Raw genomic sequence first — 22,165 nt, 5'->3', positions numbered from 1 at the left:
ACTCGACGGGTCAGGTGGCCGGTCGGGCGCGCCATGGCAGAAACAAGCTGCTCGACGCGATGACAGTGGCGGCCACGGCCAGAACGGTGCGGGTGCCACAGGCGGTGGCCACGGCGCCACCGGCCAGGATGAACAGTGGCGGAACCAGTCTGGTGCCCACCGACCAGGTGGTGACCACCCGTGACATCAGATGATCAGGAGTCACCGACATCCGGTAGGTGGTGAACACCGGGTTGAAGATTCCCGCGCAGAACAGCAGCATGAACTCTGCGGCGATGATGACCGCCAGCCCCACGGTGGATGGACCCGCCAGCAGCACCAGGCCCAGCCATCCGGTACGAGCGAACCCGAAGGCGAGAAGGGTTCGGTCAGAACCGAACCAGAGCGATACGGACGGAGCCACCGCAGCACCCAGCACCCCGCCCAGACACGGGAGACCGAGGGCCAGCCCAAATTGCCAGGGTGCAAACCCCAAGTCCCGCAACATCAACACCGCCAGCAAAGGTGTTGACATCAGCACGCCACCGCTAAAGACGACTGAGTTGACGAACAGCATGCGAAGTGTGCGATGCCCCAGCAGAAATGCCAGACCCTCGACGATCTCGCGGCGCAGATGTCGTGGCGCAGTCCGCTGCGGTGGTGTCGGTTCCGGTGACTGTAGCCGACTCACCCCTACCGCCGACAGCAGGAAGCTCGTCGCGTCCACCGCCATCGACGCGGTCGCGCCCAGCACACTGACCAGCAGTCCGCCCAGTGGACTGCCCACCGATTGAGCTGTCCACGCCGTGGTTTCGAAGCGCGAGTTGGCCGACATCAGCAACTCAGGCGGTACCAGCGACTTCAGATTCGGCTGGCTGGCACTGCGAAACACCATGGCACACAACGCTTGCACCACCGCCACTACACACAGGTGCGCGAAGGTCAGCGTGCCGAAGGCCGCCGCGATCGGAACCGAGATGAGCGTGACGAACCCGGCGATGTCAGCGCCGATCATGAGTGGTCGTTTGCGTTGGAACTCGATCCACGGGCCCAGCGGCAGCGCGACCGTCGCCGCCACGAGCAGTGGAGCCGCCGCCAGCGTGGAGACCTGCCAGGCCGGTGCGTGGAGTACCAGGATCGCGACCAGACCCAGCGCGCCTGCACCGATGGCGCTGCCCAGCGTGGTGATCGAGTAGGCGGCCCACAGCCGTCGAAAGTCGCTTGGCCGCAGAGGTTGCCGCCCAGTCGACCGGGTTTTCCGCCCAGCCGACGTCGTTTTCCGCCCAACCGACGGGGTTTTCCGCCCACTCGACGTCAACTTCCGCCCAGTCGACGGGGTTTTCCGCCCACTCGACGGGTGGTCAACGATCGGCGGTGGCGGGCGTGGTCACTCGACCGAAGGTCATCGAGTCGGTCACCTGGCCGCGGAGGTGATCGATGTAATCCAGCAACACGTTGGCCCCCACCTTCCAGGGTCGCTCGGTGCTCGACTTCGGCAACACGTCGGCGGCCCGTTGGATGTATCCGGACTGCAGGTCGACCATGGGCAGTTCGGGTATGGACTTGCCGTTGCGGTCGGGGTAGGCGTGGGTGTAACCGTGAGAATCCATGTAGTCCAACAGCTCTGCCACCGACCGGGCGGTCATGTCCGAGCGCAGCGTCCACGATGCGTTGGTGTAGCCGAAGATCCAAGCGAAGTTCGGCACCCCCTCCAACATTCGCCCCCGGTACAGGAAGCGTTCGTGCGGATCGACCGTCACACCGTCCACCGCCAGCGTGATGCCGCCGAACGCTTGGATTTTCAAGCCGGTCGCCATCACCACGATGTCGGCGTCGAGATGAGCACCGGAGCTCAGGGCGATGCCGGTCGCGTCGAAGTGGTCGATGGTGTCGGTGACGATGTCTGCCTTGCCTGCGCGGATGGCCCGGTACAGATCGGCATCGGGTACCACACACAGGCGCTGATCCCACGGCTGGTAGCTGGGGTTGAGGTGGGTGTCGACGTCGAAGCCTGCGGGCAGGAACCGCAACGCCAACCCTCGTAGCCGCGCGCGTGCTCGGGCGGGAAACCGACGGCAGTAGAAGTAGAACCCGAGACTGAGCACGGTGTTCATCCATCGAGCCATCCGGTGAGCGGCCATGGTGGGCAGGTACTTTCGCAACAGCTGAGCGCGTTTGTCCACCGACGGGAGCACCGAGATGTGGGTGGGTGAGCGCTGCAGCATGGTCACCAGCGCGGCCTCGCGGGACAGCGACGGCACCAGGGTGATGGCGGTGGCGCCGCTGCCGATCACCACCACCTTCTTGCTCGCGTAGTCGAGGTCCTCGGGCCAGAACTGTGGGTGCACCACCGTGCCGGTGAAGTCGGCGAGCCCGTCGAAGTCTGGTGCGTGTCCCTGCTCGTAGTCGTAGTACCCGGTGCACAGGTACAGGAACCGGGTCCGAAACTGCGTTGGCGTACCCGACACCGTGGCGTCGACCGTCCAGCGGTCGGTGCGGGAGTCGAACTGTGCGGCGGTCACCTTCACGCCGTACTCGATGTGCCGGTCGATGCCGTTCTCGGTGGCCACATCGACGAGGTACTGCCGGATGTCGGCCCCGTCGGCGATGGCTTTGCGACCGTCCCATGCCTTGAATGGGTAACTGAGCGTGTAGATGTCGCTGTCCGAGCGTACGCCCGGGTATCGGAACAGGTCCCAGGTTCCGCCGATCCGCTCACGGTTCTCGACGATGACGTAGCTGAGGCCGGGGTTGCGTTCCTGCAGTCGGTAGGCCGCGTTGATCCCGGACAACCCGGCCCCCACGATCACCACGTCGACGGAGCGCGCGGGCACGTGTGAGTCATTCGTCTCGTCAACCACCATGGACTCTTCGTACCACCTGCCATCGGCCGACGACAGGTGTGGAGGTCATCCGACGACGATGCCGAGGACCACCACCGCCACCATGACACCGATGACCATCAGGTCGCGCGCGGCGGGGCGTCGATCGGCCCGCGCCACCACGCCGATGCCGCCGCGGTTGTCCATTGATGCCGCGACCTCGCGAGCGTTCTGCGCGGCCAACGCGCACGCGATGGCCATGGCCGCCGCAGCTTCTTCCAGCCGACGCTGCACCGTACGTTTCCCAGGCGCGCGACGCTGACCCACGGCCTGCAGTAGCGCCCGAAAATCGCCGATCATGAAGGGTAGCAACCGAAGTGACACCGTGACGGCCACCGCTACCGCCTGCAGGCGCAACCCCACCCGCCGGCCCCACCCGACCACGCGTTGCCCGAACGCGGGCACCTCGACCATCGGCGTGGTCCAGCAGAACAGCAGCGACAGGTAGAAGGACAGCACGGTGATGGAGATGAGGATGCCCCACGTGTTCACCCCGCCCAGGCCCAGCTTGACGCCCAGGATGGTGACGAACGGTGATCCGCCGCCCAGCGCGGTGAACACCGCGCCGATCAGGGTGACGCCCACCAGCCACCACGGCAGCCGGGGTAGCGCGGCGGTCGGGATGCGACCGGCCGCCGTCCACACCGCGGCGATGGCAGCACCGATACCCACGGTGATCCACGATGGGGAGATCCCGAACATCAGAGCGGTCGCCACCAACCCGAACACCTTGGTGCCCACCCACAGGCTGCGGGCCGGCGACTCACGCGGCAACACCCGACCCACGGCCGAGAACAGGGTGGCCTTGGATCGTCGTCCCGGCGGAATGGGCTTGGGCCCCAACGGGGTCACCTCGATGGCGCGGTCTGCGATAGTGGCCAGCTCACCGAGGTCGTGGGTGACGATCACCAGGGTGGTCCCCGATGCGCGCACCCGCGCCAACGCGTCGACCATGGCCGCTCGGGATGCCTCGTCCAGACCGGCCAGCGGTTCGTCGAGCACCAACACCCGTGGTTTGGCGGCCAGCAACCCGGCCAGCGCCACCCGACGTTGCTGTCCGACGCTGAGATGATCGACCCGCATCTCGGCGATGGCCCACGGGTCGAGTCCCAGCTCACGCAGTGCCTCGTGCACCAGCTTCCCGGAGGCGGAGTCGACTCCGGCGGCGTCGCAGATGTCGTCGCGTACCCGCGCCCGCACCAACGACAGGCGCGCGAACTGATGGCCGAACAGCGCACCGGTGCGGTCGTTGCGCACGGGTTCGCCGTCGAGTGTGATGGTGCCGGAATCGGGGCGCTCGATACCGGCGATCAGACGGGCCAGCGTGGTCTTCCCGGCGCCGTTGGGGCCGGTGATCACCACAGTCTGGCCGGGGTGGATGGTCATCGACACGTCGGCGAGAACCTCACGGTGCCAGGGGGTTCCACTGTCGTGTGCAAATCCCACGCCCCGCAGATCAACCCGGCCGCCGCGCACGGCGAACCGGGTGGCGGTGGGGGCGCCGGTGTCGGTGCGGGTGGCCCGGTCGATCTCCACGCCGCCGCCGGGCACGACGATCGTCTGATCGGCCACCGCCAGTTCGCGGGGATCGTGGGTCACGTGGACCACGGTGGTGCCGTGGTCGGCTACATCGCGGTAGAGCTTCATCAACTGCACCCGTCCGGTGCCGTCGATCATCGAGGTGCTCTCGTCGCTGATCAGCAGACCCGGGTTACGTCCCATCGCCCCGGCGATGGCCAGTCGCTGCAACTGGCCGCCGGACAGGCGTGCGGTCTCGGCGTCCAGCGACACCGACAGCCCCACCCGGTCCAGCAATGCCCGCGACATCCCCGGAGTGAGGTTCTGTGCCCCCCACGCCAGGTCGTCGCCCACCTGCAGGCCCAGCACGCTGGTCTCGGGGCGTTGTCCGATGACAGCGGTGCCGCCGGGTGCCCCGAGACCGGGGTCACCGGCGCGGCGGATGAACCCGTAGGTGGGTTCGCGACCAGAGATGATCTGTACGAGCGTGGATTTGCCGGCCCCGTTTCGTCCGGCCACGGCCACCAGCCCACCCACGCCGATGTCGGCGTCGATACCGGCGATGGTCGGCGCCGCAGCACCGGGGTGGGTGACGGAGATGTCGCGCAACGAGAGCGGGACCGGGGCCACCACCCCGGTGTCGGCGACCAGTCGACCATCGTGGGGCACCCCGAGGCGACGAGTGAGGGAACGGGTGGGTGGCGCGGCGAAGAGATAGGTGAACAACAGTGACAGCAGCGTTCCCACCAGCGTGGCCACCGAGATGGTGATGGGCCAGGCACGTAATGCCGTGTCGACGGCATCGTTGAAGCCGTCCACCGACACGTAGCCGCCGTTGGACAGGGCTCGCGCCAGACCGCGCAGGCCGTTGCGGATGTTGTCGAAGACCAGTTGCCGGTAGTCGGCGAAGATGGCGAGCACGCCGGTGGTGAACGCGGCCACCGGTATCGCCACCCCGATCACGCCGACCCCGATCATGGTGCCGACCTTCCACTCTCGCCGGATCGCGATACCGCAGAAGCACCCCATCACCGCCGACCACAACACCATGTTGGCGGTGCCGTATCCGCCGAACAGCAACGCCACGATCCACCCGGTGACCCCGGCCAGCACGCACACCCGCAGCCGTCGACGCGACCCCAACAGCGCGAACGGGATGGCGGCCACCAGCGTGGCTGCCCCGGCGATGGGCAGCACCCGAGAGAGCACACAGATGGCGGCGGCCACGTCGGCAAACGCGGCCGCCTCGGCGGCCTCGATCGCGGTGATGGGGCGCCGTTTCGCGGCATCGGTCGCGGTGGCCGCGGGCGCGGTGGGCTGGGTGGCCGAGGGTGGGGTGGTGGCCTGCTGATCGCCGTCGCGTTGGGTTGCGGTCATGTCGAGGCCGTCTCGGTGAACGATCCGTGTCGACCGGCGCCGGCGGCGAACGCGGCTGCCCCGGCGAGCGCGCCGTCGCTCAACGACACCGCACCGTGGCGGATCTCGTTGGCCAGGGCGGCGGGCAGGTCGAGGCCGGCCTGTTGGCGCACCGACAGTCGATCGTGGCGCAAACAGGTCTGCGGGAACGCGGCCAGTTGGTGGGCCAGTTCGCGGGCACTCGCCAGGGCGGTGCCGCGTGGGGCCACCCGGTTGACCAGGCCCATCGCCAGCGCTTCGGCCGCATCGACCGGCCGTCCGGTAAGGATGAGGTCCAATGCGCGGCTCTCCCCGATCAGCCGGGGTAGCCGCACGGTGCCGCCGTCGATCAAAGGCACCCCCCAACGCCTACAGAACACCCCGAGGACAGCGTCTTCGTCGGCCACCCGCAGGTCGGCCCAGATCGCCAGCTCCAGACCACCGGCCACCGCGTGCCCGTCGATGGCGGCGATCACCGGCTTGTTCAGCTCCATCCGCGACACACCCATCGGCGCGTCGCCGTCGGGCTCGAAACGGTTGACTCGAGACGCATCACCGCTGGCGATCGCGCCGAGATCGGCTCCGGCGCAAAAGGTTCCGCCGTGTCCATGCAGGATGGCGACGCTCGCATCCGGGTCGGCGTCGAACGCCCGAAACGCTTGGGCGAGAGCCTCGGCGGTGTGCCGATCCACGGCGTTGCGCACCTGCGGCCGGTTGAGCCCGATCAGGGTGACGGGCCCGTCGGTGGTGACCACCACGGCACCTTCGCCGATCGCGGGGCCGTCCAACCCGGGTTCGTCACTCATGCCACCACGTTACGGTGATCGGCATGACCAGGGATCGTCATGTCCGCTGACCACTTCGCCTCGGGCTCGCGTCCGGCCGCCTGGCGGGAGGGGGCCGAATCGGGCCACGACCCGCACGCTGCGGCGGTCGCGGACACCACACCGCCCGATGAGCTGGACTTTCCCACGCTGACCTATCGGGTGACCGGACGCGTCGCGCGCATCACTTTCAACCGTCCCGCGCAGGGAAATGCCATCACCTCCGACACCCCGCTGGATCTGACAGCGGCGGTGGAGGCCGCCGACATCGACCCACGCGTGCACGTGATGCTGCTCTCGGGTCGCGGCAAGGGGTTCTGCGGTGGTTATGACCTGGGGGCGTTCGCCGAACGCAGCCAACGCCCCGACACACGAGGTTTCACCGTCAGCCAAGAGGGCACGGTGCTGGACCCGCGCATGCAGGCCAGCAACCACAACCCGCAGCAGCAGTGGGACCCGATGGTCGACTACGCGATGATGAGCCGTTTCTCCCGCGGTTTCGCCAGCCTGCTGCATGCCAACAAGCCGGTGGTGGCCAAGCTGCATGGATTCTGTGTGGCCGGTGGCACCGACATCGCACTGCACTGCGATCAGATCATCGCCGCCGATGACACCAAGATCGGCTATCCGCCCACCCGGGTGTGGGGGGTGCCCTCGACCGGGTTGTGGGCGCACCGCATCGGCGATCAACGCGCCAAGCGGCTGTTGTTCACCGGTGACTGCATCACCGGGAAGCAGGCGGTCGACTGGGGCTTGGCCATCGACTCGGCTCCCGTCGATGAGCTGGACGCGCGGGTGGAGGAGTACGTGGCGCGGATCGCGCTGATGCCGATCAATCAGTTGATCATGGTGAAACTGGCGCTCAACAGTGCGTTGCATGCCCAGGGCATTGCCAACTCGGCGTTGATCTCCACGGTGTTCGACGGCATCTCCCGGCACACCCGCGAGGGTTATGCGTTCCAGAACCGCAGCGCCACAGTCGGATTCCGGCAGGCGGTGCGTGAACGCGACGAGGCTTTCGGCGACGCCAAGCGAGGTGGCACCACGTAGTCGCTCCTGGCCAGGCGTACGGGCTATAGTCGAGTCTTCCTTTGATCAGGAGGTCGACAGGACGTGCGTGGACGGATGACCGGGGTGGCTGCGCTGGGTGCTGCGGCGACGTTGGCGCTGGGCGGCTGCAGCTCGTTCAGCTCTTCCAGTGCCGACAACGAGTACTGCGTGGATGAGAACGACCAGGTGGTCGACAACATCTACTGCGATGACGACAGTTACGGCGACTCCTTCGGCGGTGTCGGGCACACCTACTACTACGTGCGCGGGCCCTACGCGAAGAACCTCGTGCGCGGTTCGGCCCTCGATGTCACCAAGGCGAAGTCCCGTCGGCTCATGGCTTCGCCGCAGTCGGCGTTGGGGGCGACCCGCAGCGGGGACGGTACCCAGCGGGGCTCGGCGACCGGCAGCACCGACACCCGGGCCGACGGCACCACGCGACGCAACTCGGGCGGGTTCGGATCGTCGGAGAGCAGCTCCAACTCGTCGAAGAGCCGGTCGGGCTCGTCGAGCAACGGGGGATGAGACGACTGACCTGCGCCCAGCGTCCCGATTGGACTGCGCTGGTGCAGTCGCAGGGGCTGGTCTACACCCGCGAAACCGATCCATCGGACCCGTTCCATCACTACTGGCGCGAAGGCGTCTACTACTCGTTCACCCTGGCCGAGATCGAGTTGCTCGAAGAAGCAGCTCGCTGCGTGTTCGACATGTGCGTCGAGGCCGGCGACTGGATGACCGACCCAGCCAATCGAGATGTGTTGAGCCAGATCGGGATACCGGCCTACGCGCACGATCAGGTGATCGCGTCGTGGGATCCTGAGCCCGCGTTCGGCAGCATCTACGGACGCTTCGACTTCCGGTTCGGCGGTCTGGACCATCCCGACCCAGCATTGCGTGTGCCGCAGCTCTACGAGTTCAACGCCGACACCCCCACGAGTCTGGTCGAGTCGGCAACCATCCAGTGGTTGTGGTTGGAGCAGACTGGTCACGGGCGCGACCAGTGGAACCTGATCTACGAGATGCTGGTCGATGCATGGCGTCGCAACCTGCGTGGATTGGGCGATCGATACGGATTGGGCGTGCCCACAGTGCATTTCGCCATCGGGGCGGGGCAGGGGTCGTTCGAGGACGAGATGAACACGCTGCTGCTTCGGGACGCCTGTGCCGCAGCCGGATTCGACACGGCCACCATCGAGATGGAAGACATCGTGCTGGGTGACGACGGGCGCTTCTATGACGAGGCCGACCGCCACATCGACGTCATCTTCAAGCTCTATCCGTGGGAGTTCATGGTGGAGGAGCGTTTTGGTCCGGCGGCGTTTGCCGACATGGCCACCGTGGGCCGCCGCAGTCCCGACGGCACCTACACCGGTGGAACAGTATGGATCGAGCCGCCATACAAGATGCTGTGGAGCAACAAGGGCTTGCTGGCGGTGCTGTGGGCACGTTTCGCTGATGATCCTCGGTCGAAGTTCCTCATCCCCAGCTACTTCGAGTCAGATGCCCCGCCGATGTCGACCGGATACGCGCGCAAACCACTGCTCAGCCGTGAGGGTGCCAACCTCAGCCTGGTCGACGCCGACGGGAAGCTGGTGGTCCCGGTCATCGACCGCGAGTACGGCGGCGAAGGGTTCATCATCCAGAACTTGGCGCTACCTCCTGAGTTCCGCACCGCAGCCAGTGAACCCGTGCATCCGGTGTTGGGGCTGTGGATGGTCGACGGTGAACCGGCGGGCATGGGTATCCGGGAGAGCACGTCGCCGGTCACCGATGATTTTGCCAATTTCGTGCCGCACAGCATCAGCGACGGCGAATTGCGCTACGCACCTGCTGATTCCGTCGTATCGGCGGCCGCCACTGAGAGTGAGTCATGAGTTCGTTCTTCCCTGATCTGGTCCGCGCTCTGGTGATCGTCGCGGTGCTGCTGTTCTACATCGGCCTGCTGTGGCGGGTGCTGGACTGGATCACCCCGTTCGACGATTGGGATGAGCTCTTCGTCAAGGGCAATGTGGCCTACCTGGCCCAGCGAGTCGGATTGCTGGTGGCGCAACCGATCGCGATGCTGGCGGTGATAGGGCAGTTCGACGTGGGCAACCTGTGGCCGTCGGCCCGAACTCTGCTGATCGAGGGCGCCTGGGTGTTCACGGCGTTGCTGCTTGCCTATTTCTTCGTCGACTGGGTGCTGTTCCCGAAAGTGGCCAACCGGGAGCTGTTGCTGGCCGACAACCGAGCGGTGGGTGTGGTTGAGGCAGGTTTCTACATCGGGATCGGATTGTTGCTCAACGGCTCTCTCACCGGTGACGGTAACTCGTGGGTGATGACCGTGTCGTCCACGGTGGTGTTCTACGTGCTGGGTCTGGCGTTTGTGATGGGGGTGTACTGGCTGCACGAGGCGGTCACCTCCTACGATCTGCGTGCTCGGCTCCGCGATGGGAACCTGGCGGCTGGAATCGAACTGGCGGCCGTGCTGGTCTCGGCCAGCGTGGTCACGCGAGTCGGGGTGGCCGGGGACATCGATGGTTGGGTGGAGGCGTTCGGTTGGTTCTTCCTCACCGCCGCAACGGCCGTCGTGCTGTTGTATCTGGTGCGATGGATCGGCAACCGCCTGCTGACGCGACGACACACGATCGCTGAGGCTCAGGAAGCGGGGTCGACGACGGTTGCTGCGTTCCAGGCGACCACTCTGCTTGTCGCGGCGACCATCGTCGCCGCGACACTGTCAGCGATTTGAGGCGTTGCCTCAGACAGCCTTCTTGACCGACGCCTTCTTGGCGGCAACCTTTTTCGTCGGTGCGGTGGTGGTTGCGGCCTTCTTCGCAGCTGCCTTCTTGGCGGCGGACTTGGCCCCCACGGCCTTCTTTGCCGGTGCAGCGGCGGGGGTGTCGGCGACGGCGGGAGCGCTGCCGGTGCGGTCGCGTACCGAGGCGCGCAACGCGGCCAACAGGTCGGCCACCTCGGAGTCCTCGTCCTCGGTAGTGGTGGTCTCGGCGACCGGGAACGCTTCAGTGCCTTGGGCTTTGGCTTCGATCAGCTTGGACAGCTCCAGCTGGTAGGTGTCCTCGTACTGGGTGGGGTCGAAGTCGCCGGCCATGCTCTCGATCAGGGAGGCGGCCATCTCCAGTTCTTGGGGCCGAATCTCGGGGGTGTCGTCGAGGAACCCGAACGTGGGCTGGCGAACCTCGTCGGGCCACAGCAGGGTCTGCAGGGTGATCACGTCGTCGACCACCCGCAGCGCGGCCAGCCGGGTGCGGCTGCGCAGGGTGAAGGTGGCGATCGCCAGCCTTTCGGTCTGCGCCAGCGCATCGCGCATCAACACGTACGCCTTGGACGACTTGGACGCAGGCTCCAGGTAGTAGGGCTTGTCGAAGTAGATCGGGTCGACCTGATCGACCGGGACGAAGCCGGTGATCGCCACCTCGGGGCTCTTCTGGACTGGGAGCTCGGCGAGATCGGTCTTGGTGAGGATCACCATCTCGCCCGACTCGCTCTCGTAGGCGTTGGCGATCTCGGAGAACTCGACCTCGGTGTCGGTGCCCTCCTTCACTCGGCGGTACCGGATGCGGGTGCCGTCAGTGGCCACCTGGTGGCTGGTGCGGTCGTGGGACTCGGTGGCCGAGTACACCTTGACCGGCACGTTCACCAGGCCGAAGCTGAGGTCGCCTTTCCAGATGGAGCGCATGGCAGTCATTGTGCCCATACGTCTGCACGAACGCACTACTTTGCTGGGCTCGCGCGCCGGTTGGAGATCCCACCTTGGCAAATCACCCTTTACCGACATTGCGGTCTTTGGCCGGTGCTAGCCCCTGGTGGTGTGTCCGGTTCGGCGTGGGGATTGGTTGGGGGTACGACTGAAAGTGGTTGGCGTGAGATTGGTTCTGCGGTCTGCGGTCTGCGGTCTGTGTGGGGTTGTCGGTGGGGGTGGGTGTAGCGGGCGCTAATCCGGTGCCGCCGTCTGCGCCTCCGGTGTCGTCGTCTCCTGATCAGTCGCCGGATTCCCCGGTGTCGCCGGATTCTCCTGGCACGCCGGGTTCGCCTGTTTCTCCTGACACGGCGGATGTTCCGCCGCCGTCGGATGTTCCTGTGTCGCCGGGTTCGCCGTCGCCGTCTGTGGATTCCCCTCCAGTGGTGTCGCCGGCTCCGTCTGGTCCGCCGGTGGTGGGGTGTGCGACGGGTACGCGGAAGGGGGTGCGGTGGTCTCCGACGCGTAATCCGCATCGGAGTGTGGTGCGGGGGAAGATGCGGTCGGATTGTGAGAGCGTGCCGAAGCCGTTTACGAAGGCTGATGCTGATCGGGCGGAGGTGTTGGAGGCGAATCTGGCTGTCGTCTCCACGTCGTTGGCGACGGCTGCGGTGACGGCGGGGTGTCAGGTGTATTGGCCGGCGCCGTTTGAGGTGTGTGGCCGGATTCGGGACAAGTACAACCAGACGGGTGGCCCGAATGGATTCTTGTTGTTCCCGAAGACCAGTGAGTTGACGAACCCAGATCGGGTGGGGAAGCGGTCAGAGTTTTTGGGTGGCAACATTTATTGGACTGCTGTGACGGATGCGCATCCGATGGCGCATGATTTTTTGACGAAGTGGGGCCAGTACGGGTTCGAGGGTGGCTTCATGAAGTATCCGACGACGGATGAGATTCCGCTGGGTGGGTTGGATGGTCGTCGTCAGGAGTTCCAGGGGACGACGTTGTTTTACAGTATTCCGACGGGGACGCATAATGTGCAGGGTGCGATCCGGGACAAGTATCGGGCGATCGGCGCGCAGACGAATGCGTTGGGCTTTCCGGTCACGGATGAGACGGTGACCCCGGATGGGAAGGGTCGGTTCAACAATTTCCAGAACGGTGCTATCTACTGGTCAGCAACAAGCGGCGCGTTCCCCATCGTCGATAGAGTTTATAAGGTGTGGGGTGATGTGAGATATGAGCGTAGTCGCTATGGATATCCAATCGGCAACTTTTCGTCGTCTGACGGTGGTGTGACTGTCGATCAGTCTTTCCAAAATGGTAGCATTAAGGCAGCTGGCCCAAAGACCGTGCAACTTTCTAAGTTTAATGAGGGTACTACGCCCGAAGAAGTACTCCGTGACGCCGCCGCTGCTGCAAGCTCGGCCGCGACGGCAATCGCTACTGTAGTCGAACAGGCGCTGGCAGAGAAAAATGCATCAACTAGCACGCTGGTGCATGACCCGTCGGAGCTTGTTGCAATTCCAGAGGCGCGTGGGGTTGGTGATCTCTTCTATTCTGATGCAGCGCAGGTAGTCGGAAACTTTCAGTTCGAGCACGGACACATGGGCATTTTCGTTTCAACCAAAGAAACTGTTAAGGCCCTAGACCCGACTCGAGGAGTCCAGCGAAAGCTGGCATCGGAAGCGCGTGTCCATAACCCAAGATTGATGTATGTTCACGCGAGCAATGAGACCCGGGCTCTTGCGGCAGAGTATGCGCTGTTGAAGGAGGGCTCGGGATACAACAAGAACTTCGCGTTTAATCGTCGCGACTGGGAGAAGAGGGCGCTGGGCAACACTTACAACTGCTCGCAGCTCGTATGGGCGGCGTACATGAATGCGACAGGCGGCAAGGTAGATATCGATGGAGACGGTGGATGGGGTGTTTATCCTCGTGACATTCGTGATGCACCGGATGCGACGGCGTACTGATGGCTAATTCTTCAACCAATTCTCTCGCATCTACGCCCAACAAGGCGAAGCGTTTGCGGCTGGTTCTTACGTTGTCGGTGTCGGTGTTGGTTGTGGCCTCGGCATGTCAGGTGACTGCGGATGCTCCGGGTGACGAGTTGACTTCGCTGCCTGCGTCTGCGGTTGCGGTGTTGGCGGTGGGGATCGAGGCAGAACCGACCCCGAGGCCGGCGTCGACGTACATTATTGCGTTTGATGCGGCCGGGAAGGTAGTGGGAAGCAAGACGGGTGCGCTGATGTATTCGCCGATGGTATACGCGTCGAAGGATCGAGTGGTGGCCACGACCGGCGATGCGGTGTACGAGTTCACCACGGGTGGGATGCAAAAGGTATCGATCAACGAGAATATGGGTCAGGCTGGTGCAATCGACGAGACAACCGGTACATCGACTCTGTGGTTCAACACGGCTAAACCTGATGGTCCGGCAACCGGGTATCGCAACGATTATGTCGTCGCCGACAACTCGGCCGGGCCGTCGCAACTGACGCATGGTCGATTCGAAGGTTATGTTCGGTCGGTGTCCCAATGCGGAGACCGCGCCTACGTGGTTGCCGAGGACATAAATTCGCCACGCCGTGTCCCGACCCGCGCGACGAACGGCTTCTTCACAACGACCCGAGGAACCCGGCCGACGCTGCTCCGGACGTGGGAGCAGTCGATCGAGGTTTCCCCAGTTTCCCGGAGAGGCGTGTGCTGGAAACGAGGTGGAATGATGGTGAATCTGTTCTCCTATCCGCCCGCGACCAGCGCATCCGAAGCGTCTGCCGTACTCACGCTCGTGTCCAACGATCTCCGCACCGGGATGTCGACTGAAAAGCCAGTCACAGTGCCTGGTCGAGTTGGTGCCGCGATGCGCGATACGCTCACTTTGCACAATGACCGGCTGTACTGGATCAATACTGCTGGAGAGATGCTTTCGGTCGCGGCAGACGGGTCGGAGGGCACCGTCCGATTCGAGTGGTCGATACCGGACGCACGCCAGGCCCGGATAGCGAACGTGGGCAACGGCATCGTCGCCGTGGTCACCAAAGACTCGACGCCCCGCTACATCGAGTACTCGCTGGTCGATGGGCGCACCCTGCGGACTGTACCGCTTGCCTGGCTGCCCAAGACCCTGACCAGCTTCTATAGTGCCGAAGTACTCAGCGTCGCAGCGATTCCGCGTTGATGTGGCGGCGTCGTCTCGGTCGCGGGCTGAGTGGTGACGGTGCGCTCGGTGAACCACCCGATGAGCCGCACGGCGGTACTTGGGTGAAACGGGTGCTAAACCGCCATACAGGAAACCGATGAGACTGGGCGCACACGCTTCGGTGTCCTGTGTCGTCGGTGGGCCGCGCCCAGCTCGCCGAGTGCATGCAGCTCTGCCGGCAGCAGTCTGAGCGGTCGTGGGGTCCGCGCGAACAGTGGCTTTGTAGGCTCCGACAGAGCAGGATGAGAAGGGGCTCTTCAGAGTACTGTGAGCCGATTGGCCGCGGCTATAACCACTTACCAGGAATTTTTATGTCAGGGTATCTAGGTCCACAGCTATGCCTCGCGGCGATATTCCTGCCTGGAAGGAGTTCATATCGATATGGCTGTCACGATTGCTGAGAGCTCTTCGCCCGCGGACTGGATCTTTGAAAGTGACTCGCCATGGACACGCCTGGTGACGTTCGGCCCGGGAGGGTTTGGCGCCTATGCGCGGCTGCGGTTTCTCCCCGACCCAGAATTCCACGGGCAAATGATCCGTGATGCAGCCCCGTCCGACTATAGACACCGCGGGGAGCAAGAAGGACGCCTGATGGCCGAGCTGTGCGCAGTGTTGGCCGACGCAACAAGCACTCCTGAGCGGTGCTATTTTGCGGTGTGGTCGGGATATCATGGTGTAACGCAGTGCATCTCCGGAACGCGAACCTTTCGCGTCCCGAACCGGCAGTATCAGCTGTACTCCGGCAGTGTCGCGGATGCGCAATCCTGGGCCGATGCGCCCGCGACTGGGCCCACGATCTTTCTCAACCCGCCCGCGATGGTCTGGCCCGCTGACCATGCTTGGTTCATCGCCTGCGACACCGACTCACATTGGGCGGGTATCGGGGCTGACGTGCCGGTGATCGCGCGCCTTGTGGAGCGCGCTGATCTCGACATCATGAACGCCTCGCCGTGGGACACCCAGCCGATGTACCGATGAAGGCACCGTTGAACAATTTCTCAGTCGGAGGTGGTGACGTAGTGGCCACACGTCGGCACGCTACTGGCTCGAGCCCGAGGAAATGATGTCGAGTTTCCGGTGGCGCGACAAAGACGTTGGAAACGAATTTGTTGCGATCAGGGGCTTGGTTCTCGGTGTGCTGACCAGCGCGACCTATATTCCCATAGGGACTGAAATCCTCCGTATGGCACATCCGCAGATGCCAGCGATTGGGCCGTCAAGCGACTTGTTCTCTCCTCCGATGGGCTATTTCCTCGTCTGGCTTGGTGCTGCGTTGGTGATCGCTCTTCCCGGCCTGGTGCTACTCTTTTCACGGGCTTTACGCATGTCGGCAGCGATTTATGTGGCGACAGCCATCGTCTGCTGCGGGATTCTCTATTACCTCATATTCAACATCGACACCTCCTACTTCGTGTCACTTCCTCGGCTCACCACTGTTACGTGACCATTGCGGTGTCTGGGTCAAGCTGCCGATTTCGATGGCGCCGTTGCTGTGCGAGAGCATCCAGGCTGCGCGTCCTTCGCGCAGGGTGGGACGAAGAACCCGTCCCTGCACCTCGGGCCAAAGAACGTGATGACGACCAGCAAGTCCATCCTGGATCAGGTATGCGAGCCAGCATGTGGCAGAAACTGTCGTGCGATCAAGCTCGCCAGCCTCGTCGGTCATGATGAATGAATGACCATCCAAGTTTCGGTCGGGACGTAACTCCACCATGATCAATCCAAGACGCCGTGATATCGACAGCAGCCACACCATCTCTCGGGGATCTACTTTTATCCCAGGGATAAGAACGCTCTCTATATCCCTGGAGACAGCAGCAACCGCTGCGACCCACTGATCTGGCGGGGCCGCTCCACCAACGTTGTCCCACGTCCCGTCCCACGGCTTCCAAGAGTGCTCAGCCAGTCTGTGGAAGCGATCGAGCCCACTCTCGAAATCATTGAAACGCATGTCCGTGACGATCGCAGAAAGTTTCGTTCAGCGCCTACTCATTTCGGCCGCTGGGCGTTCTCCCTTGCATCCGCGCGTGCCGACGAACGCTGACGTCAGACCTGTCCCACGCAGACGCCAACTTCCTCGCCTGGCACGGTCAGTCGACCACGCGTAACGCCAGTAGTGGGCAGGCTTTCACCGCACGGTTCACGTGGCGTCGATCGGACTCGGCGACCGTTGGTTCGCGTTCGCCGGTGCGGGCCATCGGGTAGCCCCATTCGTCGCGGTCGAGGGTGTGGGGCAGCAGTTCGGTGCATGATCCGCGGCCATCGCAGCGGGTCCAATCGATGTGCAGACGTGGGGCGTGGGATCGGTTGCGGGTCATCGGTTTCTCCTGCAGTAGCCGCGGCCGTGGGCGTCGATGTCGTCGGCGAACACGGCCAGCGCCGAGCGGACCATGGCTGCGGTACCGTCCGGGTGCGCGCAGGCACCCCGTCCGTCGACGGTGTCGGCCAGGCGCCGCACGTGCGCAGCCCGGTCCAGCCCGCCGTGGGCCAACAGCTCTGCGGTGCTGCGCGCCAGGCTGGGTAGGCCGAACATGCATGGTCCACATTGGCGGGCGCTCTGATCGGCCAGATTGTCGACGATCTGGGTGGTCGCGTGTAGCCCGCACTCGCCGCGCAGCAGATAGCGGACCACACCCGCCCCAGGCGCGGCACCCAAGTACGACAGCGACTCTCGCGACAACCGCGCCTGCGCAACGTGTCGCCCGTCCACCCAGGTGCCGTGGAATCCGCCCACCAACACCGCCCGCACCCGGCTTGCGTCCACGCCGGCGGCCCCGTGCAACAGCACCGCCAGCGGCACCCCGAGGTCCACCTCCAACACCCCGTCGACACCGTCCACCCCGCTGACCGTGGCCAGCATGGTGCCCGGCTCCTGCGCGGTGCCGCGCCCCCGGAACCACTGCGCGCCATTGCGGTTGATCACCGCGATGTGCGCCAACGTCTCCACGTTGTGCACCAACGTCGCAGCACCCTGCACCCCCGATCGGGCCGTGGGCACCCGGCGATCCCGAGGCCGTCCCGGTCCGCCCTCGATGAGGTCGACGATGGCACTGGTCTCGCCGTCGACGAACCGACCCGCAGTGCCCACCACCTGCACCGGCAACCCATCCCATCCGGTGCTTTGGCGGTGGGCGATCAGCGCACGCATCCGATCTACCGATGCTGTTGGCACACACAGGTATCCGGTGTTTGCGCCCACCGCTGACGCCACCGCGGCCAGGCCGTCGAGCACCAAATGCGGTGACTGGGCCAACAGCACCGCATCTTTGCGGCTCAACGGTTCCCCTTCGGCACCATTGGCCACCACCACCGGCCGGATACGTGCCGATGCACCGGACTTCATGGTGGCAGCCAACTTTCGGGCCGCAGGGAATGCCGCGCCGCCACGTCCCGACAGACCAGAGGCATCGATCGCATCAAGCAACTCACCAGGGTCGGCAGCTCGGCGCGGGCCGTAGATGCGCTGGTGGGAATCAAGATCGTCGCCGGCGCCGGTCAGCAGTCGTGGATGGGTCGAGGGTGCCGCCGTAGCTGCGCTGTCAACGGCGAACGGGCGGGTGGGTGAGATGGTCATCGCAGAGCCACCTTTCGGTTGTCGCTGAACTCGGTGAAGTCGGCCCGCAGGCGCAGGGCGATCGCGGAAACCACCAGGGCGATGCACGCGATGTCGATGGCGATCATCCATACCGTGCCTGCGTCGGTGCCACTGCCCATCCCGTGGGCCAGCGCAATTGGCCACAACGCGTAGGCGGCCCAGTGCACGACCCGAAAAGTTCGGTGGCCCAGACGATGTCGTAGCAGAGCGGTGACCACCAGCACGATCATCAGATCGAGAGCCAGGGTGCCCAAGCCCACCCACAACCACTCGTAGCTGCCGCCGAACGGGATGATGACATCCACCAGGTCCAGCTGCGCGTACGGGTCGATGACCAGCGTGGTCACATGTAGTGCGATGAGCGCAGTGGCGGCCAGCGAGGCGAACTGATGCACCGAGAGCACCCCGAATCGGGGCAGACCCAGCATCGGACGACCCGATCGGGTGAGCACGCCGAGCACCATCGACACCGTCAGCATCACCAGCGCGGTGATGCCGGTGCCGCGGCCCAACGCCCACAGGGCTTCGTTGCTGATCATGCGGCCTGCTCCTGCTCGTCGGGCCAGCCGCCCACACCGATCACCGAGCCGTCGTTGCCCACCAGCCGCGCCGCAAGCCCACTGCCCTGCACCCACGCCAGACCGGCGTCGCCCTTCACGATGGCGCCGGTGGTCAGGGTGTTGGCGTCCACGCAACGACGCGCCACCACGGTGACCGTGCGCCACCGGGTGGGTGCGGGTGCACCCGATCGCGGATCGAGGATGTGATGCACCACTTGGCCGTCCGGTGAACGCCAGCGCCGTTGCAACGTGCTGGAGGTGGCGACCGCACAGTCACCGACCAGCCCGATCTGAGTGGCGGGCTGATCCGGACCGTCGTCGATGCGGATCTGCCAGCCGCCCTCGGGGGTGTCGCCGCGCACGGTGAGGTCGCCACCGAGGTTGACCAGCACACCGCCACCGAGTTCGGCAGCCACCCGGTCCGCGGCGATGTCGGCAGCCGCAGCCTTCGCGGTGGCCCCGAGATCGAGCAGGACGCCCTCAGGCACGGTGAGAGTGTCGCCGTGGCGAGTGATCATCGTGTGATCGGCGTCAGTGACTGTCACCCGCATCGGTCGCGCCGCCAGGTGGTCGCCCTCGCGGACCAGCCGCAGGTCACGGTCGTAACCCAACGCCACCAGCCGCCGCCCGACCGTCGGGTCCACCGCCCCACCAGAAGCTCGGGCCGCGGCCAGCGCGGTGTCCACCAGCTGGGCCAGCATTGGTGAGATGCGGGTGGGACGGCCACGTCGAATGGCGGTCGAATACAGCTCCGCGTCGGGCCGGAAACGGCTCGCGGCCCGGTCCACTTCGGCGATCACGTCGTCGACGATGCGCCGGGCGGCGTGCAACGCGGCGGGGTCGGTGACGGTCAGCGAGGCCTGCAGGCCCCACACCGTCCAGGTGTCGCATGCGTGTGTCATGTCACGATCCGTTCGACTGGGCGTGGCTGTCGCCGCTGCCTGGGCTGACCGTGGGCGCGGTGCCCCAGCTGGTGTCGCCCGAACTGGTATCGCTTGAGCTGCTGCCCGACGAATCGCCGTCGGATGATCCGGTGCTGGTCGACCCGCCCTGATCGGTGGTGCTGCTCGCCGGGGTCGAGTCTTTGTGGGTGTCGGCGTAGGCCAGCCCCGAGGTGATGCCGACGGCGGCCAGCGCTCCGACGGCCAGGGTGCTCGCCGTGATGCGTGCTCGGGTGATTCCGCGTGCTGGTGTGTTCACCGTTGCGCTCCTTTGGTGGTTCTGCTCGAGAAGAGTGACTTGCTGCTGCAAGTCATCTCCGGGTAGCCACCAGCATGCGCAGCCAGACTGTGGGGTCGCTGAGAGCGCACTGGCAGAGCGCTGCGGAACAACCATCGGCCACACGCTGTTGTCGTGAGCAGCACGTTTACACCTATGAAACCTGTTGACGACGACTTGGAGCGCCACCGTGACCACCCCACAGACCACCCGCCGCATCGTTCTCGCCGCCCGCCCGCACGGCGAGCCGGTCGATTCGGATTTCCGGTTCGAGGAGGCGGAGCTGCCTGCGTTGGGCGAGCGGCAGGTGCTGCTGCAGACGCTGGATCTGTCGCTGGACCCGTACATGCGGGGGCGGATGAGTGCAGCCAAGTCGTATGCCGCGCCGGTTGAGATCGGTGAGGTGATGGTGGGCGCCACGGTGTCGCGGGTGCTGGAGTCCACCGACCCGGCGTACGCGCCGGGCGACGTGGTGCTGTCCTACGGCGGCTGGCAGACCCATTCGGTGGAATCGACGTCGCACCTGCGCAAGGTCGACCCCGCGCTGGCGCCGGTGTCCACCGCGCTCGGCGTGCTCGGGATGCCTGGCTTCACCGCCTATGCCGGTCTGTTGCAGATCGGCAAGCCCCAGCCCGGTGAGACGGTGGTGGTGGCCGCCGCGGCCGGACCGGTCGGCTCGGCCGTCGGTCAGATCGCCAAGATCCACGGTGCCCGCGCGGTCGGGATCGCCGGCGGTCCAGACAAGGTGGCGTATGTGCGTGACGAACTCGGGTTCGACGTGGCCATCGACCATCGTGCCGATGACTTCGTCGATCAGCTCGCCGCAGCCACCGGCGACGGCATCGACGTCTACTTCGAGAACGTGGGCGGCCGGGTTTTCGACGCCGTGCTGCCCCGGATGAACCCGTTCGGTCGGATCCCGGTGTGTGGCCTGGTGTCGCAGTACAACACGACGTCGCTGCCCGAGGGGCCCGACCGCACCGGTCAGCTGATGGGAATCGTGTTGTCGCGCAGCCTGACCGTGCGTGGCTTCATCCAGTCGGAGTTTGTCGAGGCTCATCACGACGCGTTCCTCGCCGACGCAGCGCGCTGGATCGCCGATGGCTCGTTGCGCTACCGCGAGGATGTCACCGACGGCCTCGACAACACCCTCGACGCGTTCCGCGCGATGCTGACGGGTGCATCGTTCGGCAAAACGGTGGTGCGTATCGCCGAGTGACCGCGGTCGGCTACCCCAGCATCTGATATCTTGCGTTGTCAGATTGCGACGTCGAGGGGTCGCCGCACGGCATCGACACGGGAGCGCCAGATGTACTCATTGACCGGCAAGGTCGTCATCGTCACCGGCGGTGCCAGTGGGATCGGCGCGGCCATCGCGACGCAGGCCACGCAGCGTGGTGCCCAGGTGATTCGGATGGACATCAGCCCCGACCCCACCGCAGCCGCACCCGATGCCGATGGGCGTCCCACCTTCCTCACCGCCGACGTCTCCGACCGCTCGTCGATCCAGGCTGCGGTGGACACCGTGCTCGAGGCCTACGGCCGCATCGATGTGGCGATCGCCAACGCCGGCGTCGCGGGCAAGGTCTCCAAGACCGTGGCCGTCACCCCCGACGAAGAATTTGCACGCGTGCTGGGCGTCAACCTGTTCGGCGTGTGGAACACCGTCAAAGCCGCACTGCCGGCGGTGACCGAGGCCCGGGGGCATCTGCTGCTCACCGCATCGACCTACGCCTACGTCAACGGCATGGCGAATGCGCCGTATGCGGTGAGCAAAGCCGGAGTCGAGTCGCTGGCACGGTCGATGCGAGCCGAGCTGGCCGGCAGCGGCGTCACGGTGGGTGCGTTGCTTCCAGGGTGGGTGGCCACCCCCATCACCGACATCGTCTACGGTGCCGACCCCCTGGCCACACAATTGGCCGCGGCCGCCATCCCTGGGCCATTGTTGAAACCCACCACGCCGGAGAAACTGGCCGCAGCCGCCATCCGTGGCATCGAGAAGCGTTCGCGCGCAACGGTCTATCCGCCGCTGTGGAAGCCGACCTCCTACATCCGGGGCGTGATGAACCCGATCATCGACCGAAAGATCGAGCGATCGAGCAAGATTCGCGCCCTCATCGCGCAGGTGGAAGACCGCGGCAACCGCGGGTCCTGACCTCGATTCCATCGCCTAGGTCATCTGCGAGTGTCGCCACCGGGGCGTGAGATGCGATGAGCATTCATGAGGTCTCCCGGATCTGAGTCCAGACACAGCTGCTGG

Annotated in this window: 22 protein-coding genes; 11 read left to right on the top strand and 11 right to left on the bottom strand. The window is 65.2% G+C overall.

The annotated features are described in order from the left end of the window. Positions 1–10: 10 nt before the first annotated feature. Entirely contained in the window at positions 11–1,297 is a 1,287-nt protein-coding gene (locus tag KIK15_RS11255; RefSeq protein ID WP_214244419.1) for an MFS transporter, read from the bottom strand. On the opposite strand from KIK15_RS11255, the gene KIK15_RS18900 reads away from it, so the two are divergent. Then, positions 1,201–1,413, top strand: coding sequence for a DUF1720 domain-containing protein (locus tag KIK15_RS18900; RefSeq protein WP_374222846.1), 213 nt, complete (start codon positions 1,201–1,203; stop codon positions 1,411–1,413). The genes KIK15_RS11255 and KIK15_RS18900 overlap by 97 nt on opposite strands. Here KIK15_RS18900 and KIK15_RS11250 read toward each other — a convergent pair. The 3 genes from KIK15_RS11250 to KIK15_RS11240 all read right to left on the bottom strand — a co-directional run bounded on the left by KIK15_RS11250 (position 1,341) and on the right by KIK15_RS11240 (position 6,580). After that, positions 1,341–2,813, bottom strand: coding sequence for an NAD(P)/FAD-dependent oxidoreductase (locus KIK15_RS11250; RefSeq protein WP_307851838.1), 1,473 nt, complete (start codon positions 2,811–2,813; stop codon positions 1,341–1,343). The genes KIK15_RS18900 and KIK15_RS11250 overlap by 73 nt on opposite strands. Before the next feature lie 75 nt (positions 2,814–2,888). Beyond that, positions 2,889–5,756: a DUF2232 domain-containing protein gene (locus KIK15_RS11245; RefSeq protein ID WP_214244416.1), complete on the bottom strand. Its 2,868-nt coding sequence runs from the start codon at positions 5,754–5,756 to the stop codon at positions 2,889–2,891. After that, on the bottom strand, positions 5,753–6,580 hold the full coding sequence (locus KIK15_RS11240) for a crotonase/enoyl-CoA hydratase family protein (protein WP_214244414.1): 828 nt from the start codon (positions 6,578–6,580) through the stop codon (positions 5,753–5,755). Before KIK15_RS11240 ends, KIK15_RS11245 begins: the two co-directional genes overlap by 4 nt. A 39-nt stretch (positions 6,581–6,619) precedes the next feature. On the opposite strand from KIK15_RS11240, the gene KIK15_RS11235 reads away from it, so the two are divergent. From KIK15_RS11235 to KIK15_RS11220, 4 genes are all read left to right on the top strand, one after another. Next, complete coding sequence (locus KIK15_RS11235; RefSeq protein ID WP_214244412.1) at positions 6,620–7,648, top strand: crotonase/enoyl-CoA hydratase family protein; 1,029 nt, start codon at positions 6,620–6,622, stop codon at positions 7,646–7,648. A gap of 63 nt (positions 7,649–7,711) precedes the next feature. Further along, the gene (locus KIK15_RS11230) at positions 7,712–8,173 is read left to right on the top strand and encodes a hypothetical protein (RefSeq protein ID WP_214244410.1); all 462 of its coding nucleotides are present in this window, start codon (positions 7,712–7,714) and stop codon (positions 8,171–8,173) included. After that, the gene (locus KIK15_RS11225) at positions 8,170–9,522 is read left to right on the top strand and encodes a glutathionylspermidine synthase family protein (protein WP_214244408.1); all 1,353 of its coding nucleotides are present in this window, start codon (positions 8,170–8,172) and stop codon (positions 9,520–9,522) included. Before KIK15_RS11230 ends, KIK15_RS11225 begins: the two co-directional genes overlap by 4 nt. Continuing rightward, entirely contained in the window at positions 9,519–10,379 is an 861-nt protein-coding gene (locus tag KIK15_RS11220) for a DUF350 domain-containing protein (RefSeq protein ID WP_214244406.1), read from the top strand. The genes KIK15_RS11225 and KIK15_RS11220 overlap by 4 nt, the downstream gene beginning before the upstream one ends. A gap of 9 nt (positions 10,380–10,388) precedes the next feature. Here the strand turns inward: KIK15_RS11220 and KIK15_RS11215 are convergent, their stop codons facing one another. Further along, a complete protein-coding gene (locus KIK15_RS11215; protein WP_214244404.1) occupies positions 10,389–11,336 on the bottom strand; it encodes a Ku protein in 948 nt (315 codons plus the stop codon). Between the two features lie 569 nt (positions 11,337–11,905). On the opposite strand from KIK15_RS11215, the gene KIK15_RS11210 reads away from it, so the two are divergent. From KIK15_RS11210 to KIK15_RS11195, 4 genes are all read left to right on the top strand, one after another. Beyond that, entirely contained in the window at positions 11,906–13,303 is a 1,398-nt protein-coding gene (locus KIK15_RS11210) for a hypothetical protein (protein WP_214244402.1), read from the top strand. Continuing rightward, positions 13,303–14,511: a hypothetical protein gene (locus KIK15_RS11205; RefSeq protein ID WP_214244400.1), complete on the top strand. Its 1,209-nt coding sequence runs from the start codon at positions 13,303–13,305 to the stop codon at positions 14,509–14,511. The genes KIK15_RS11210 and KIK15_RS11205 overlap by 1 nt, the downstream gene beginning before the upstream one ends. Positions 14,512–14,913: 402 nt before the next feature. Continuing rightward, the gene (locus tag KIK15_RS11200) at positions 14,914–15,510 is read left to right on the top strand and encodes a hypothetical protein (RefSeq protein WP_214244399.1); all 597 of its coding nucleotides are present in this window, start codon (positions 14,914–14,916) and stop codon (positions 15,508–15,510) included. An 82-nt stretch (positions 15,511–15,592) separates the two neighbouring features. Then, positions 15,593–15,976, top strand: coding sequence for a hypothetical protein (locus tag KIK15_RS11195; RefSeq protein WP_214244397.1), 384 nt, complete (start codon positions 15,593–15,595; stop codon positions 15,974–15,976). Here KIK15_RS11195 and KIK15_RS11190 read toward each other — a convergent pair. The 6 genes from KIK15_RS11190 to KIK15_RS11165 all read right to left on the bottom strand — a co-directional run bounded on the left by KIK15_RS11190 (position 15,947) and on the right by KIK15_RS11165 (position 19,887). Next, positions 15,947–16,483 (bottom strand): hypothetical protein, encoded by a 537-nt coding sequence (locus KIK15_RS11190; protein ID WP_214244395.1) that lies wholly within the window; start codon positions 16,481–16,483, stop codon positions 15,947–15,949. The genes KIK15_RS11195 and KIK15_RS11190 overlap by 30 nt on opposite strands. A 139-nt stretch (positions 16,484–16,622) precedes the next feature. Next, positions 16,623–16,850: a ferredoxin gene (locus KIK15_RS11185; RefSeq protein WP_214244394.1), complete on the bottom strand. Its 228-nt coding sequence runs from the start codon at positions 16,848–16,850 to the stop codon at positions 16,623–16,625. Continuing rightward, a complete protein-coding gene (locus KIK15_RS11180) occupies positions 16,847–18,106 on the bottom strand; it encodes an NADH-ubiquinone oxidoreductase-F iron-sulfur binding region domain-containing protein (protein ID WP_214244392.1) in 1,260 nt (419 codons plus the stop codon). The genes KIK15_RS11185 and KIK15_RS11180 overlap by 4 nt, the downstream gene beginning before the upstream one ends. Continuing rightward, complete coding sequence (locus KIK15_RS11175) at positions 18,103–18,666, bottom strand: ferric reductase-like transmembrane domain-containing protein (RefSeq protein WP_214244390.1); 564 nt, start codon at positions 18,664–18,666, stop codon at positions 18,103–18,105. Before KIK15_RS11175 ends, KIK15_RS11180 begins: the two co-directional genes overlap by 4 nt. Next, positions 18,663–19,589, bottom strand: a complete 927-nt coding sequence (locus KIK15_RS11170; protein WP_250324442.1) for an FAD:protein FMN transferase — start codon at positions 19,587–19,589, stop codon at positions 18,663–18,665. Before KIK15_RS11170 ends, KIK15_RS11175 begins: the two co-directional genes overlap by 4 nt. Position 19,590: 1 nt before the next feature. Next, complete coding sequence (locus KIK15_RS11165; protein ID WP_214244389.1) at positions 19,591–19,887, bottom strand: hypothetical protein; 297 nt, start codon at positions 19,885–19,887, stop codon at positions 19,591–19,593. Positions 19,888–20,095: 208 nt separating this feature from the next. Between KIK15_RS11165 and KIK15_RS11160 the strand changes: the two genes are divergently transcribed. Both KIK15_RS11160 and KIK15_RS11155 read left to right on the top strand, forming a co-directional pair. Next, entirely contained in the window at positions 20,096–21,124 is a 1,029-nt protein-coding gene (locus tag KIK15_RS11160) for an NADP-dependent oxidoreductase (RefSeq protein WP_214244388.1), read from the top strand. A 90-nt stretch (positions 21,125–21,214) separates the two neighbouring features. Next, positions 21,215–22,060: an SDR family NAD(P)-dependent oxidoreductase gene (locus KIK15_RS11155; protein ID WP_214244387.1), complete on the top strand. Its 846-nt coding sequence runs from the start codon at positions 21,215–21,217 to the stop codon at positions 22,058–22,060. Positions 22,061–22,165: the final 105 nt, after the last annotated feature.

It is taken from the genome of Williamsia sp. CHRR-6, from assembly GCF_018474015.1.
GTDB lineage: Bacteria > Actinomycetota > Actinomycetes > Mycobacteriales > Mycobacteriaceae > Williamsia_A.
This window is presented reverse-complemented; position numbering and strand designations above follow the sequence as displayed.